The 15,624-nt window shown below is 33.7% G+C and carries 20 protein-coding genes; all 20 read left to right on the top strand.

What is annotated here, in order from left to right:
- Positions 1–11: 11 nt before the first annotated feature.
- The 20 genes from ICJ83_RS03495 to ICJ83_RS03400 all read left to right on the top strand — a co-directional run bounded on the left by ICJ83_RS03495 (position 12) and on the right by ICJ83_RS03400 (position 15,594).
- Positions 12–425, top strand: a complete 414-nt coding sequence (locus tag ICJ83_RS03495) for a bactofilin family protein (protein WP_188228958.1) — start codon at positions 12–14, stop codon at positions 423–425.
- Complete coding sequence (locus ICJ83_RS03490; protein ID WP_317173252.1) at positions 388–630, top strand: AtpZ/AtpI family protein; 243 nt, start codon at positions 388–390, stop codon at positions 628–630. Before ICJ83_RS03495 ends, ICJ83_RS03490 begins: the two co-directional genes overlap by 38 nt.
- Complete coding sequence (locus ICJ83_RS03485; protein WP_188228956.1) at positions 623–994, top strand: DUF6168 family protein; 372 nt, start codon at positions 623–625, stop codon at positions 992–994. Before ICJ83_RS03490 ends, ICJ83_RS03485 begins: the two co-directional genes overlap by 8 nt.
- Positions 995–1,129: 135 nt before the next feature.
- Positions 1,130–2,257, top strand: coding sequence for a F0F1 ATP synthase subunit A (gene atpB / locus ICJ83_RS03480; RefSeq protein ID WP_188228955.1), 1,128 nt, complete (start codon positions 1,130–1,132; stop codon positions 2,255–2,257).
- 37 nt (positions 2,258–2,294) lie between these two features.
- Positions 2,295–2,483 (top strand): ATP synthase F0 subunit C, encoded by a 189-nt coding sequence (gene atpE / locus ICJ83_RS03475; protein WP_188228954.1) that lies wholly within the window; start codon positions 2,295–2,297, stop codon positions 2,481–2,483.
- Positions 2,484–2,587: 104 nt separating this feature from the next.
- Positions 2,588–3,088 (top strand): F0F1 ATP synthase subunit B, encoded by a 501-nt coding sequence (locus tag ICJ83_RS03470; protein WP_188228953.1) that lies wholly within the window; start codon positions 2,588–2,590, stop codon positions 3,086–3,088.
- 7 nt (positions 3,089–3,095) lie between these two features.
- Complete coding sequence (atpH, locus tag ICJ83_RS03465; RefSeq protein ID WP_188228952.1) at positions 3,096–3,632, top strand: ATP synthase F1 subunit delta; 537 nt, start codon at positions 3,096–3,098, stop codon at positions 3,630–3,632.
- 42 nt (positions 3,633–3,674) lie between these two features.
- Positions 3,675–5,255, top strand: a complete 1,581-nt coding sequence (atpA, locus tag ICJ83_RS03460) for a F0F1 ATP synthase subunit alpha (protein WP_188228951.1) — start codon at positions 3,675–3,677, stop codon at positions 5,253–5,255.
- A 27-nt stretch (positions 5,256–5,282) separates the two neighbouring features.
- Complete coding sequence (locus ICJ83_RS03455) at positions 5,283–5,627, top strand: four helix bundle protein (RefSeq protein ID WP_188228950.1); 345 nt, start codon at positions 5,283–5,285, stop codon at positions 5,625–5,627.
- A gap of 29 nt (positions 5,628–5,656) precedes the next feature.
- Entirely contained in the window at positions 5,657–6,517 is an 861-nt protein-coding gene (gene atpG, locus ICJ83_RS03450; protein ID WP_188228949.1) for an ATP synthase F1 subunit gamma, read from the top strand.
- Positions 6,518–6,661: 144 nt separating this feature from the next.
- Entirely contained in the window at positions 6,662–6,991 is a 330-nt protein-coding gene (locus ICJ83_RS03445; RefSeq protein ID WP_223154578.1) for a hypothetical protein, read from the top strand.
- Positions 6,992–7,075: 84 nt separating this feature from the next.
- A complete protein-coding gene (locus ICJ83_RS03440; RefSeq protein ID WP_188228947.1) occupies positions 7,076–7,339 on the top strand; it encodes a T9SS type A sorting domain-containing protein in 264 nt (87 codons plus the stop codon).
- Between the two features lie 130 nt (positions 7,340–7,469).
- The gene (locus ICJ83_RS03435; RefSeq protein WP_188228946.1) at positions 7,470–8,558 is read left to right on the top strand and encodes a peptide-N-glycosidase F-related protein; all 1,089 of its coding nucleotides are present in this window, start codon (positions 7,470–7,472) and stop codon (positions 8,556–8,558) included.
- Positions 8,559–8,649: 91 nt separating this feature from the next.
- Positions 8,650–9,111 carry a hypothetical protein gene (locus ICJ83_RS03430; protein WP_188228945.1) on the top strand — a complete coding sequence of 154 codons (462 nt, stop codon included), beginning with the start codon at positions 8,650–8,652 and terminating at the stop codon, positions 9,109–9,111.
- A gap of 72 nt (positions 9,112–9,183) precedes the next feature.
- Positions 9,184–10,644, top strand: a complete 1,461-nt coding sequence (locus ICJ83_RS03425) for an oligosaccharide flippase family protein (protein WP_188228944.1) — start codon at positions 9,184–9,186, stop codon at positions 10,642–10,644.
- Between the two features lies 1 nt (position 10,645).
- Positions 10,646–11,080 carry a dUTP diphosphatase gene (gene dut, locus ICJ83_RS03420; protein WP_188228943.1) on the top strand — a complete coding sequence of 145 codons (435 nt, stop codon included), beginning with the start codon at positions 10,646–10,648 and terminating at the stop codon, positions 11,078–11,080.
- Positions 11,081–11,158: 78 nt separating this feature from the next.
- Positions 11,159–12,178, top strand: coding sequence for a sugar nucleotidyltransferase (locus ICJ83_RS03415; protein ID WP_188228942.1), 1,020 nt, complete (start codon positions 11,159–11,161; stop codon positions 12,176–12,178).
- Positions 12,179–12,226: 48 nt separating this feature from the next.
- Entirely contained in the window at positions 12,227–13,597 is a 1,371-nt protein-coding gene (locus ICJ83_RS03410; protein WP_188228941.1) for a tetratricopeptide repeat protein, read from the top strand.
- On the top strand, positions 13,598–14,365 hold the full coding sequence (locus tag ICJ83_RS03405) for a DUF4292 domain-containing protein (protein ID WP_188228940.1): 768 nt from the start codon (positions 13,598–13,600) through the stop codon (positions 14,363–14,365). It abuts the gene before it with no gap.
- Positions 14,365–15,594 (top strand): murein hydrolase activator EnvC family protein, encoded by a 1,230-nt coding sequence (locus tag ICJ83_RS03400; protein WP_188228939.1) that lies wholly within the window; start codon positions 14,365–14,367, stop codon positions 15,592–15,594. Before ICJ83_RS03405 ends, ICJ83_RS03400 begins: the two co-directional genes overlap by 1 nt.
- Positions 15,595–15,624: the final 30 nt, after the last annotated feature.

Genomic DNA, 15,624 nt, shown 5'->3' with positions numbered 1-15,624 from the left:
TAATAGCAATTATGTTTTCCGAAAACAAAAAAGAAAAAAAGATGACAGAAGGAACTAACAGTCAAAATATTATTTCTCAAGGTACTAAATTAGTTGGAGATCTCATTAGCGAAGGCGATATGAGAATAGATGGTATTATTGAAGGAAATATTACTACCAAAGGTAAAGTAGTTGTTGGTAAGGGAGGTTTCGTAAAAGGAACTTTACAAGGTACCGATGCATATTTTGAAGGAAAGTTTTCTGGTAAATTAGCATTAACAGGAACGTTAACGCTAAAAAATTCAGCAGTTATTGAAGGCGAAGTATCAGTGGCTAAATTAGCCGTTGAGCCTGGAGCAGCATTTAATGTAACCTGTTTAATGAAAGGTTCTGTAAAAGAAATAAATAGTGGACAACAATCAAAATCAGCCGAAAAGACCGCTTAGTAAGTATGTCAGGTTTACCACCATGGCCATACAAATGGGCTTAACTATTTATTTAGGAAGTAAATTAGGGGAGTGGTTAGACCAAAAATTTGGCAATTCAGATCAGTTGTATTATAAAATAATAACATTGCTAGCTGTTTTTCTAGCAATGTTTTCTGTTATTAGGCAAGTCCTAAATATTTCAAACAATCAAAAGAATGATTAAAAGAATACTCATTTTCGTTTTTCTTTCGGCTTTATTATTTGCTTTGGGAATAACTATTCATGGTAATTTTATTGTTGAGTCTATGGCGTTCGAGTTATCGAGCGTTTATTTATTTCATGCGATTGCCGTTATTATTGTATATGCTGCTATAGAAGGTGTTGCTGGTATGATGCCAGATAAAGCGGGTTATGCCTATTTAACCTTAATGTTCATAAAGCTAGGATTGTTTGTACTTCTATTTAAGAATTCTATATTTGAAAGCGGTCCTTTGTCTCAGACAGAAAAGCTGGCTTTAGTTGTTCCTTTATTTTTGTTTTTAATCCTAGAAGCCGTTTGCATCGCAAAGTTGCTTAACAACAAATAGTTAAAGAATTTTTAGATAAAATTTGACAATTCTTTAATAGAAATAAAACTAACTAAAAAAATGGTTTGGGTTTTTAAATTATTGTGTACATTTGCACAAAATTTTAGAGAGCGTAATTTCATTAGTTAGAAAAATATGACGGTAGCAACAAAATCTATCAAGTTTATTGCAGTTTTAGTTTTAATGATGACTTCTGTTTTAGCCTTCGCTAACGACGGAGCCCAACACCAAGAAAATCATCACGAAGGAGGAAATAAAGTTGATACACCAGAAGAGATTAAAGAGTACATTGCGCATCACTTAAAAGATTCTCACGATTTTCATTTTTATACCAACAACGAAACAGGAACGCATGTTAGTTTTCCGTTACCTGTAATTGTATGGACAAGTGAAGGTTTAAGAGTTTTTATGTCTTCAGAATTTCACCATGATGATGCCGGTCATGTTATCGTTGAAAAGGATGGTGTACGTTTAACAAAAATTCACAGTCAAATTTACGAATTAGAAGCAGGTGCCGAAGAAGTTGTTTTCGACGATCATCACCATGCCGAAAACGCACATAAAGTTTTAGATTTTTCTATTACAAAAAGTGTCTTCGGAATGTTGTTAACTGGTCTTTTAATGTTGTTGGCTTTTGGGGCTTTAGCCAGAGGTTATAAAAAAGGCGCAATACCAACAGGTTTTGGCCGCGTATTAGAACCACTTGTAATCTACGTTCGCGACGAAATTGCTCGTCCAAATATTGGAGAGAAAAAATACAGAAAGTTTATGGGCTTCTTATTAACTGTATTTTTCTTTATCTGGATTTTAAATTTATTAGGTTTAACACCACTAGGATTTAACGTAACAGGTCAAATAGCGGTAACGGTATGTTTAGCTATTTTTACAGCCGTGATTTATTTATTTAGTGGTAGTAAAGATTTCTGGGCACACACTTTATGGATGCCAGGAGTACCATATATATTACGTCCGTTATTAGCAGTAATTGAGTTAATTGGTTTTGTAGTTATTAAACCATTCTCGCTGTTAGTACGTTTATTTGCAAACATGACAGCTGGTCACTTTGTACTTATGAGCTTAATTGCTTTAATGATTGTATTGAAAGATCTGTTTGGTCCTGTAGCATCTACAGGAATGTCATTAGTATTGGCATTATTTATCTCGGTTATCGAAATATTGGTAGCCTTTTTACAAGCGTTTATTTTTACGATGTTATCATCGTTATTTATAGGGATGGCTGTTGAAGAACACGACCACCATTAATAAGAATTTGTTTAATTAATATTTAAAATCAATTAGTATGTACAATTTAATTGGAGCAGGATTAATCGTAATCGGTGCTGGTATCGGTTTAGGTCAAATTGGTGGTAAAGCAATGGAAGGTATTGCTCGTCAGCCAGAAGCTGCTGGAAAAATCCAAACAGCAATGATCATCATCGGAGCTTTATTAGAAGGTTTAGCATTCGGTGCATTAATCTTAGGAAAATAATTCCTGGAAAAACAAAACTAGAAACAGTATTCTGCAACGGTTGGTTGCAGAACTGTTTTTAAAGAATTAAACAAATAGTAGTAAAACATATTATATAGTTACATATGGATCAGTTATTAAATGATTTTTCACCGGGGTTGTTTTTTATGCAAGCCATTATCTTATTAATCTTAATTGTATTAATGAGAAAATTTGCCTGGAAACCCATTTTAGAGTCGCTACAAACGCGCGAAGATGGTATTAAAAATGCATTAGATTCTGCTGAAAAAGCAAGATTAGAAATGCAAAACCTACAAGCTGATAATAAAAAATTATTAAACGAGGCCAGAGCAGAAAGAGATGCGATGCTTAAGGAAGCACGTGAGATGAAGGATAAAATGATTGAGGAAGCTAAATCTGAAGCAGAAACTCAAGCTAATGCGATTATTGAGCAAGCTCAAGCTGCCATTGAAGGCGAAAAGAAAGCTGCGATTGCTGAATTAAAAGGTCAGGTAGCTGGTTTATCTATAGAAATTGCTGAAAAAGTTTTAGGAAAAGAACTTTCAGATAATAGTAAACAAGAAAAGTTAGTAGATTCTTTAATAGGAGAAGCTACATTAAACTAATAGCACTATGGCAGGAGAAAGAGCAGCAGTACGTTACGCAAAAGCGGTTTTAAGTTTAGCTTCAGAAAAAAATGCAGCCGAGGCTGTAAACGCTGATATGGCTTTAATTGCTAATACCATTGCAGAAAGTAATGAATTAAACGATGTGCTTCAAAATCCTATCGTAAGATCATCTGTTAAAAAAGCGGTATTTCAAGAGGTGTTTAAAGACACAAACCCTTTAACTGCAAATTTAGTAGACACTTTAATTAGTAATAAAAGAATTGCTTTAATTGGTGAAGTTGCAAAACAATACACTATTTTGTACGACCAATTAAAAGGTTCTCAAATTGCTAAGGTAACCACAGCGGTACCGTTAACAGAAGCATTAAATGCTAAAGTATTAGCTAAGGTAAAAGAACTTACAGGAAAAGAAGTAGAAGTTCAAAACGTAATAGACGAAAGCATATTAGGTGGTTTTGTTTTACGCGTTGGCGATATGCAGTACGATGCAAGTGTCGCAAATAAATTAAACAAGTTAAAAAGAGAATTTACATTAAACTAAAATAATTCAGGATTCTGAATTCTGAATTCAAAATTGATAAAGATGGCAGAAGTTAAACCAGCTGAAATATCAGCAATCTTAAAACAACAACTTTCAGGTTTTGAAGCAGGCGCTTCACTAGACGAAGTAGGAACTGTATTAACCGTTGGTGATGGTATTGTACGTGCATACGGACTTTCAAATGCACAGTACGGTGAATTAGTAGAGTTTGAGGGCGGATTAGAAGGAATCGTATTAAACCTTGAAGAAGATAATGTAGGGATCGTATTGTTAGGCCCTTCAGTAGGAGTTAGTGAAGGTTCTACAGTAAAACGTACTGGACGTATTGCTTCTATCAACGTAGGTGAGGGTATTGTTGGTCGTGTTGTAGATACTTTAGGTAATCCAATCGACGGTAAAGGAGATATTGCTGGAGAAACATATCAAATGCCGTTAGAGCGTAAGGCGCCGGGTGTTGTATTCCGTGAGCCTGTAACTGAACCATTACAAACGGGTATCAAGTCTATCGATGCCATGATTCCTGTAGGTAGAGGACAACGTGAGTTGGTAATTGGAGACCGTCAAACAGGTAAAACAACGGTTTGTATCGATGCGATCTTAAATCAAAAAGAATTTTACGATGCTGGTAACCCAGTATACTGTATATATGTTGCTGTAGGACAAAAAGCGTCTACTGTAGCAAACATTGCAAAAACATTAGAAGAAAAAGGTGCTTTAGCTTATACAACAATCGTTGCTGCAAACGCTTCAGATCCAGCTCCAATGCAGGTATATGCTCCTATGGCTGGTGCTGCAATTGGGGAGTATTTTAGAGATACTGGTCGTCCTGCTTTAATTGTATTCGACGATTTATCTAAGCAAGCTGTTGCTTACCGTGAGGTTTCTTTATTATTACGTCGTCCTCCAGGACGTGAGGCGTACCCTGGAGACGTTTTCTACTTACACTCTCGTTTATTAGAGCGTTCTGCAAAAATCATTAACGATGATGATATTGCTAAAGGAATGAACGATTTACCAGATTCATTAAAGCCAATCGTAAAAGGTGGTGGTTCGTTAACAGCTTTACCTATTATCGAAACACAAGCAGGAGACGTATCGGCTTATATCCCAACTAACGTAATTTCGATTACCGACGGACAGATATTCTTAGATGGTGATTTATTTAACTCTGGTGTTCGCCCAGCAATTAACGTTGGTATTTCGGTATCTCGTGTTGGTGGTAATGCACAGATTAAATCAATGAAGAAAGTATCTGGTACATTAAAATTAGACCAAGCACAGTTCCGTGAGTTAGAAGCTTTCGCGAAGTTTGGTTCAGATTTAGATGCTGTTACTTTAAATGTGATTGAAAAAGGTAAGCGTAACGTAGAGATCTTAAAGCAAGCTCAAAACGATCCGTTTACTGTAGAAGATCAGGTAGCCATTATCTACGCTGGTTCTAAAAACTTATTAAAAGACGTACCAGTAGAAAAAGTGAAAGAATTCGAAAGAGATTATTTAGAGTTCTTAAAAGCGAAACACAGCGATGTTTTAGCCACTTTAAAAGCGGGTAAATTAACTGATGAAGTTACAGATACATTAGCTACTGTAGCAAAAGATTTATCAGGAAAATATAATAGCTAATTCTGAATTAGGAATTAAGAATTCAGAATGAGTTTTAAAGAAACAGGTAATATCATAGTAGACAAAAGTTTTTATTTTGCTTGTGATATTGTTCTTTATTCTGAAGAACTTAAAGAAAAACGCTTGTTTGAAATAGCTAATCAATTGGTTAAATCAGGAACTAGCATTGGTGCCAATGTGAGAGAATCTCAAAGAGGCGTAAGTACAAAAGATTTTAAAAATAAATTGGGAATTGCTCTCAAAGAGGCAGATGAAACATCTTTTTGGTTTGATGTTATAGAGGAAACAAGCATTCATGCTGTTCCTTCAAAACTTAGAGAGGATTGTGAAGTACTTATAAAACTTTTGGTTTCAATTATTAAGAATTCATAATTTATAATTCATAATTCATAATTTGAACTATGGCAAATTTAAAAGAAATACGTAGTAGAATTACATCGGTGTCTTCAACCATGCAGATTACCAGTGCCATGAAAATGGTATCGGCTGCAAAATTAAAGAAGGCTCAAGATGCAATTACAGCTATGCGTCCGTATGCAGATAAATTAACCGAGCTTTTACAAAGCTTAAGTGCTACTATGGATGAAAGTACAGGAAGTAAATTTTCTGCACAACGTGAGGTAAATAAAGTTTTAATCGTTGCTGTTACTTCAAATAGAGGGTTGTGTGGTGCATTTAATTCTAATATCATTAAAGCTGTAAATAAGTTAACTACTGAAACGTATGCAAATCAGGAAGTATCTTATTTAGTAATTGGTAAAAAGGCTAACGATGCCTTTAAAAAAACAGGGAGAGTAATTGCAAACGAAAGTGGTGTTTTTGATGACCTTACTTTCGATAACGTTTCTGAAATTGCTCAATTACTGATGGATAAATTTGTTGCAGGCGAATTCGATAAAATTGAAATCGTTTACAATAAATTTAAAAATGCAGCGACTCAAATCGTTATGACAGAACAATTTTTGCCAATTGTTCCAGTTCAATCAGATAGTTCAGTTAATTTAGATTATTTATTCGAGCCATCAAAGGTTGAAATTATTGAAGAATTAATTCCGAAATCTCTAAAAACGCAACTTTATAAAGGCATTAGAGACTCGTTTGCTTCAGAGCACGGGGCACGTATGACGGCTATGCATAAAGCAACAGATAATGCTAAAGAATTAAAAGATCAGCTTACACTTACTTATAATAAAGCACGCCAAGCGGCAATTACTAACGAAATCTTAGAAATTGTTGGTGGCGCTGAAGCTTTAAATAATTAGAATAAAGTTTTATTTGTAAGATATAAAATCAAAAATGCCTTTCATCGATATGGAAGGCATTTTTTTATTAGTTATATATAAGTATAAGTGATTAAATATTAACAAGGTGTTGGTAGTTTTGTGGTGAATCAACCTACTTATACTATGAAATATACTTTTACATTTTGTTTTACGCTTATATTTTTCAGCGTTTTATCTTTTGGTCAAAATCAGACCATGACCTTTTCATCAGGAGCTTCAGAACCCGGATTTACTTTTAGTGGTTGGACACCACTAAATAACGGAGTAATATTCATAAGTAATAATGAACAGTTTTCATCAGCCACATGTAGTTCAAGTAATTCTGAAATCTGGAACTTTATTTCATTTCATGTAGGACCCTATTTGCAAGACCGAAATTTTCAAGTAGAATCAGATAAAGGCGATCTTTATAATTTTACAGGGAATATCGAACAAGATCATACGTTAAATTGAGCTGGAGTTAAATCTGTTACTTTTACTATTTTGGATGGTAATTTAAACCATTATTCTTGTGACTTTGATAATTTTGTTTACAGTATGAATACTTTAAGTGTTAATGATCAAGAAGCAATAGTAAATTCCGTTAAGGTATTTCCAAATCCAACTACTTCAGGAGAAGTAGAATTAGTTGGGATTAAGGATATGAGTCAATTAGTTGTTGAAATTTATAATTTAAATGGACAACTTTTAAAAACTTTACAAACTACTAATTTCAATATTGAAGAATTAAGTTCTGGAATTTATATCGCCAGGATTAAAACTGAGTTTGGAACAATAAATAAGCGTATAATAAAGCAATAGTAATCTCATAAAAACCTTCTTAATTTAGGAAGGTTTTTTTAGCTTCAATATGAAATGCTAAATCTATATTAAAAAGTTTAGCCTACTTGTTGTTTTTTATACTTTCGGCTCACAAATGAAACCCAAAATAATGAAAAACAGTATTCTTTTTTTATTCTTAATAACCCTTATGGGGTGTAAATCCATTAATCAGGAAATTGTACCAACAGAGCGATTAATATATGATCATATCATATTCTATGATGGCTACGGAAAAACTGTAGATGAGCCTGTTCCGGCGGGTGTAATCCGCATCAATAACTCCAATTATATTAAGAAGCTAACTGAAGAAGATTTAAATGCGATTAGCGATAAATTAAACTTACAAGTTACACTTCATGCGCGATGTGATAATTACGATAGATTGGGACACGTTGCGATTGCTTTTGTAAAAAAAGATAAAGCATATGCTAAAGAGAACGTAGTTTTAACTCAGGAAATTGCTCGATACATAACGCCGTTTATGAATAAAAATAAATTACCTGATAGCGTCGATTATCTGTTCGAAATCAACAATGTTGCTAAACTGTTAAACAATAAAACTTTAAGAGCAAAATACGATTTTTGGTTACAGTTTAATTTGTTTGGCGTGCCATATGCGGCTCAAAAGGAAGTGCCAGGCTGTGAAGGTAGAGGTGATATCTATGGCGGAAGTATTAAACTAATTTCTTCAACTAAAAAATATCAGAATAACAATCAGAAATTCGTTAAGCTGTATTCTCAAGAAAAGTTAAATAATTATAAAGCCACTGATGTGGAAGGTGAAACCATAAAGATTAAGGATTTTACCTTAGATAAAAATATCAAACATGCGAAGTTATATGTAATCAGTTCCAATCATGGAGCCAATAGAGGAGGCGAGGAATATAAAAGAAGAGAACACATCTTGTATTTTGATACACAGGAATTGGTCAGATATACGCCTGGAGGTGAAAGCTGCGAACCTTATAGAGCCTTAAATACTCAAGGAAATGGAATTTATGGTAGAAAACCAAAAAGTGATGAAAGTTGGGCTAGTTGGAATAACTGGTGTCCTGGAAATAAAATACCTATTCGAATTTATGATTTAGGGGATTTAAAAGCTGGGTCACATCAATTTAAAATAGATGTACCAGAGGCAGAATTTAGAGATCAGAAAGGCTATATTCCTTTAACGGTTTATATTCAAGGAGAAGCATAAATTTTTAGCACATAAGGCCTCATTTATTATGAGGCTTTTTTTATGGCATTACTTTTGAAATAGTATCTTTAGGTTACCTAAATTCAATAACATGAATCTAATAAAATACATTGCAACTTATATTATGTTAATACCCGTGTCGGTTTTAACTCTATGTCAGTGCGCAACGGCAAAATCATCGGAAACAAATAAGAAGTCCATGGAAATTTCAGAAATTTATTATCAGGATTCTCAAAGTGATAATGGTGTGAATGTTTATGTGGTTATTAAGCATAAAAAAGATCATGTAATTTTAAATGACGTTTTTTTTCGCGGAAAACAAGCTGACTTGCGAGCAATAAATGATACGTTGTATGTTGGTTATTTAAAGTTAGATACTGTACATAAAGAGGATATTATAATGAGTAATAAACCGAATGCCGAATTTGGTAATACGGTACCTAAAATTCCTAAAACTTCCACCTACAATTTAAAAGAAAACGAATGTATAATTAGCTATAAAGCGCATGAAGAGGTGTTGTTTTTAAAATATGAAAATGTGATAAAACGTTAAGTTTTATTCACTAGTGATTCTTTGGTTAACATTATGTAAAACCGTATTTTTAGCGATAAATTATATTGGCGTTTGGGCGGACTTAAAACATTATTTAAACAAACCTTTATATACGGATTGGCTACAGTACTTCCCCGAATGCTTAGCTTTCTACTCGTGCCTTTGTATACCACAGAAGGGGTGCTCTCGTCTGTAGCAGAATATGGAGAGGTAAATGTTATATTCTCTTGGTTTGTTATTTTCAACGTGATTCTTGCTTATGGTATGGAAACGGCATTTTTTAGGTTTTTCCACAAAGAAGATGATAAGGATCAAGTTATTGGTACTGCAGTAATTTCATTAATAATATCTTCGGTAAGTTTTTTTGTATTAGCAATAGTTTTTCAAAATCAAATTGCTTCATTAACAGATATTGATGTTAAATATATCAATCTGGTAATTTGGATTTTACTATTGGACGCTTTGGTTATAATTCCTTTTGCCTGGTTGAGAGCAACACAACGACCAATGCGTTATGCGGTTATAAAAATTTTAAATGTAGCTATTAATTTAGGGCTCAATTTATTTTTCTTATTGGCATTAAAGCCATTGTCACTCAAACTGTCAATTTTTGAAACCATTTATAAACCTAACTTTGAAATTAGTTACATTTTTATTGCTAATCTCGTTGCTAGTGCTGTTACACTTGGGCTAATGCTTCCTTTTTACACAAAGATTTCGTTTAACTTTAATTCTAAGTTGTGGAAGCAAATGATTACCTATGGACTTCCCGTATTAGTAGCGGGTATTGCTTTTTCTATAAATGAAACTTTTGATAGAATATTACTGAAAGAATTGTTACCCGAAAATATTGCCGACACGCAAATTGGTATGTATTCTGCATGTTACAAATTGGCCTTATTTATGACGCTTTTTGCTACCGCTTATAGATTAGGAATTGAACCTTTCTTTTTCAGTCAGGCAAAAGCACATAATGCCAAAGACAATTATGCCAGAATTTTAGAGTTTTTTGTCGCTTTCGGATCAATAATTTTATTAGGTGTTGTAGTCTTTGCAGATGTATTAAAAGTAATTATTGTTCGCAGTGAAGCTTATTGGGAAGCTATGTGGATAGTGCCTATTGTTTTAATGGCAAATTTCTTTTTAGGTATTTATCATAATTTATCAGTTTGGTATAAAATTACAGACAGAACCAAATTCGGGGCATATATTTCTATAGCTGGCGCATTGGTTACCTTAGGTATAAATATTATTTTTATCAAAGAAATGGGGTATAAAGCTTCTGCAATAGCAACATTAAGTGCCTATTTTGTTATGATGGTTTTGTCTTATAGCTATGGAAGAAAATATTATCCGATACCTTATAATCTAAAAAAGATAGGCTTATACTTAATTGTTTCCATAAGCTTCTCTTTATTATCTTTTTACGAATTTAGAGGCGTATATGGTATAGGAATTTTAATGTTAGTTGTATTTTTGACCATCATTTACTTTTCAGAAAAAAAACAAATCAAACAGCTTTTAAAAAAATAATATGCAAATAAAGATTATTAATAAATCGAGTCACGACTTACCGCATTACGAAACCATGGCTTCTGCAGGTATGGATTTACGTGCTAATTTATCCGAGTCTAGAGTTTTAAAACCTTTAGAGCGTAGTATTGTAGGAACAGGATTATTTATCGAATTACCTATTGGCTACGAAGCCCAGGTGCGTCCCAGAAGTGGTCTGGCAGCAAAAAAGGGAATAACAGTATTAAATGCTCCTGGAACAGTAGATGCTGATTACCGTGGTGAAATTGGTGTTATTCTAGTCAATTTATCAAACGAAGAATTCGTTATTAATAATGGCGAACGTATTGCTCAGCTGGTTATTGCTAAACACGAACGTGCCGAATGGGTTCCAGTAGAGGAACTTTCGGAAACCGACAGAGGAGAAGGTGGTTTTGGTAGTACTGGTGTAAAATAAATTCCTGCGTAAGCAGGAACCTCATGATAAAATTAGAGATTAACGTTTAAAAGTTACCCATTTTTGTGGGCATAAAATATGAAAATTATAGTACCAATGGCGGGTCGAGGCTCTCGATTACGTCCACATAGTTTAACGGTTCCTAAACCATTAATTCCAGTGGCTGGTCAGCCTATTGTACATCGATTAGTAAAAGATATAGCAAAAGTTTTAAAACAACCTATAGAAGAAATCGCTTTTGTTTTAGGTGATCCCGCTTGGTTTGGTGACGATGTTGTACAAAGCCTGAAAGAGCTTGCCGAGGGTTTAGGAGCAAAAGCGTCTATTTACCGTCAAGATCAACCTTTAGGCACCGGACATGCTATTATGTGTGCCAAACCATCACTTTCAGGGCCTGCGGTTATTGCTTATGCCGATACTTTAATTCGTGCCGAATTTGATTTAGATCCAAACGCCGATAGTGTGATTTGGACCAAAACGGTCGATAATCCCGAAGCCTATGGTGTAGTGAAAATAAATGAAAATGAAGAGATTGTAGAATTGGTTGAAAAACCACAAACTTTTGTTAGTAATCAGGCTGTAATAGGAATTTATTATTTTAAAGATGTAGCTGTATTAAAAGAGAAATTACAACAAGTTTTAGATGAAAACGTTACCAATGGAGGTGAATATCAGATAAATGATGGTATTAAGCGCATGATGGCTGAAGGTAAAGTATTTAAAACAGGAACAGTTGATGAATGGATGGATTGTGGTAATAAAGCCATTACCGTAGAAACCAATGGCAAAATGCTTCAGTTTTTACAAGATGATAATAAAGAACAAATGATTGCTTCTTCGGTGACTTTGGACAATGCCGAAATTATTCAGCCTTGCTATATTGGAGAAAATGTGGTTTTAACCGATACTATTATTGGTCCTAATGTTTCTATAGGAAATGATTGTGTTATTGATAATTCAATCATTAAAAATAGTTTAATTCAAAACCATACAAGCATAAAAAATGCTAATTTAGACGATGCAATGATTGGCAACCATGTGAAATATAATGGAAACTTTACAAGTATAAGTATAGGCGACTATTCGGTGTTGGAATAGCTGTGTCCAGACAATAGAGCGGAATAAGATTTATTAAAACAACCCTTAATGTTTAACACTTTTAAATACATAAAACGTATAATAATTGTTTTAGGAGTTTTTTTACTTCCCGAGATGTATTATGGGCAGGTTGATTTTAATAAAAGACCGGACGACGATTTGGGTAATGTTGAAGATAAATTTCAAGAATTCTTTTATGAGGCTTTAAAGCAGAAAAGCATCGAAAATTATGATCGTTCGATTGAGGCCTTACTTAAGTGTGTCGATATCGACAATTCAGTGCCTGTACTGTATTTCGAGCTAGGTAAAAATTATATGAAGCTTAAAAATTTTGGCGCTGCCGAAGACGCTTTAAAAAAAGCCGTAAGTAAAGACCCCGATAATGAGTGGTTTTTAGATGAATTATACGGGTATTATATAGTTCAGAATGATTACGATAAGGCCATTAAAACCGTTAAGCAGCTTGTAAAATATCATACCGATTATAAAGAAGATCTTGCGTCCTTATATGTTCGAAATAAAGATTACAAAGAAGCGCTTAAAATTTTAGATGAATTAGATGCCGAATTAGGTATTTCGCCAAGACGTGATGTCATGCGCAATCAAATTTACAGTGCCACAGGAAAGAAAAAGGATCAGATTAAAAATTTGGAAGAGCGCGTAGAAAACGACCCTGATCGCGAAGCAAATTATCTGGCTTTAATATTCCGCTATAGCGAGAATAACGAAAAAGAAAAAGCTTTTGAAACAGCCAAAGAACTGTTAAAGGTTAACCCCAATTCGCAATTGGTACATTTAGCTTTGTACAAATTTTACCTCGACGATGATAATGCTGAAAAGGCTATTGAGTCAATGAAAATTGTAATTAAAAGTAGCGAAATAAAACCCGAAGCTAAACTTAAAGTGTTAACCGATTTTGTTCATTTTGTAGGCGAAAATCCAGAATATGAAAATGATTTAGTTGAGGCGACAGCCTTGGTTGGCGATACAAACAATAGTAAAACTCTCGAAGAATTAGGGCAATATTATTTGTCTAAAAAAAATAAACCCAAAGCTTTAGAATATTTTGAGGCATCGTTAAAAATAAACTCAGAAAATTTTAATGTAATTCGTAATGTGTTATTACTTTATATAGATTTGCAACAGTATACTAAAGCCGAACAAAAAAGTAGTGAAGTGCTTCAAAAATACCCTTCACAACCCTTATTTTATTTAGTTAATGGGGTTGCCTTAAACGAATTAAATAGTCCAAAAAAGGCTTTAACCAGCTTAGAAATGGGGTTGGATTATATTATCGATGATACGAATATGGAGCGCGATTTTTACAATCAGTTAAGTAAGGCACACACCTTGTTAAACAATACGGCAAAAGCAAAAGCGTTTAGTGATAAAGCCAAACAATTAGAAAACTCAAATTAAATGAACAACCTTAAATATATCATCCTAACCGTAGTGTTAGGTTTGATGTTTAATTGTAAGTCTTCAAAACGTGTAAACGGATCCGATGCCAATTTAAGGCTTTCTACGCGCCAGCTCATTAAAGAAAATACCAAGCAGGCTGCTCAATTTAAAACGCTTCAGGCTAAGCTTAGAATAAATTATCAGGAGGGGGATAAATCGCAAACACATTCCGTAAGTTTTCGTGCTGAAAAGGATAAAACCATTTGGATGAGTGCTGCTTTTTCTGTGGTTAAAGTTTTAATAACACCCGAAAAAGTAAGTTTTTACAATAAATTAGATAACACCTTTTTTGAAGGCGACTTTACCTATTTAAGTGCGCTTTTAGGTACCGAATTAAATTTTGAAAGAGTTCAGAATTTACTATACGGTGAAACAATTTATAATTTAATAGAAGGAGAATATACTTCTGAAGTTAGTGATAATATTTATGTGGTTCAGCCTAAGAAACAACTTGAACTATTTGAAATTTTCTTTCTTTTAAATCCTGTAAACTTTAAAGTGAAATCGCAGCAAATAGCGCAGCCAGAAGAAAACAGGCTTTTACAAGTTGATTATTTGTCATATCAAAAAGTAAGTCAGCAGTTACTACCAGAAAACATTAAAGTATTTGCGGTAGAGGCAAACGAAGAATTAATTATAAATCTGGAGTTTAAAAATGTAACCCTTAATGAAGATTTAAGATTTCCGTTTAGAATACCTTCAGGGTTTAAAGAAATTGAACTTTAATGAATTATAAAACGTCAGCATATAAACTTTTTTTAGTTCTTGCTATTTTAGTAAGTAGCACTACTGTTTTGGCGCAAAGTAATAAGCAAAAGGAATTAGAAACGCGCAGGCAGGAATTGCGACGAGAAATTCAAAAAATTAATCAGCTTCGCGCCGAGAATAAATCTAAGGAGAAATCGCAGTTATCTTTAATTGAAGGCTACAACTACAAAATTAATGTATTGGATAACTTAATAAAAGTGACCAATCAACAGGCCAATTATTTAACACGTCAAATAAATTCTAATCAGAAAAAAATCACGGATTTAAGAGACGAATTGAAGGTTTTAAAAGAAGATTACGCAGCTATGATTGTAAAGTCATATAAGAGCAAAAATCAGCAAAGTCGTATTATGTTTTTACTGTCTTCAACTAATTTTAAACAAGCCTATAAGCGTTTGCAATACATGAAACAGTATGCCGACCACCAAAAGCAACAAGGAGAAACCATTAAGTTAAAAACTGTCGAGTTACAGGAAACCAATACTAAGTTGTTGAAACAGCAGCAGGATAAGAAAAAATTAATTGCCGAAAATAAAGAAATGCAACGCTCGCTGGAGGTGGAACGTTTGCAACATCGTGAACTAATGAAAACCATAAAGAGTAATTTAAGTCTTTATGCTTCACAAATTAAACGCAAACAACAAGAGGCCGATAGAATTGATGCCGAGATAGATCGCATAATTAAGGAGGCTATTGCAAAATCTAATAAAAAGGCTGGTAAATCTACTTCTTCTTCAAATTTTGCCCTTACGGCCGAAGAAAAGGTGCTTGCAGCGAGTTTTGTGTCTAATAAAGGGAAATTACCATGGCCCGTAGAAAAAGGTTACGTAACGCTTCGTTTTGGGAAACAGCCTTCGCCTATTGATAAATCTATTATTGTAGATAGAAACGGGGTTAAGATAGCAACCGAAAAAGGCGCAAAAGTGCGTGCTGTTTTTAATGGTGTGGTTACCAGAATCGCGGTTATAAAAAACTCTAACCCTATGGTTATGATTAAACATGGTAATTACACGACTTTATATAAAAACCTTTCTAAGGTTTATGTGAAAGAAGGCGATGTAGTAAGTACCAAACAATCTATTGGTGAGATTTTTACAAATCCTTTAAGCGGTGAGTCTGTTTTAGACTTTGTGATTTATAAAGATTTAAAAAAGGAAAATCCGGCATCATGGATTTACAAAATGTAAAAATCCCGACGAAAGTCAGGATTTTATATT

This window comes from Aestuariibaculum sediminum, from assembly GCF_014596945.1.
Lineage (GTDB): Bacteria > Bacteroidota > Bacteroidia > Flavobacteriales > Flavobacteriaceae > Aestuariibaculum > Aestuariibaculum sediminum.
Note: the sequence above shows the minus strand (reverse complement) of the source record. Positions and strands in the feature narration are given on the sequence as shown.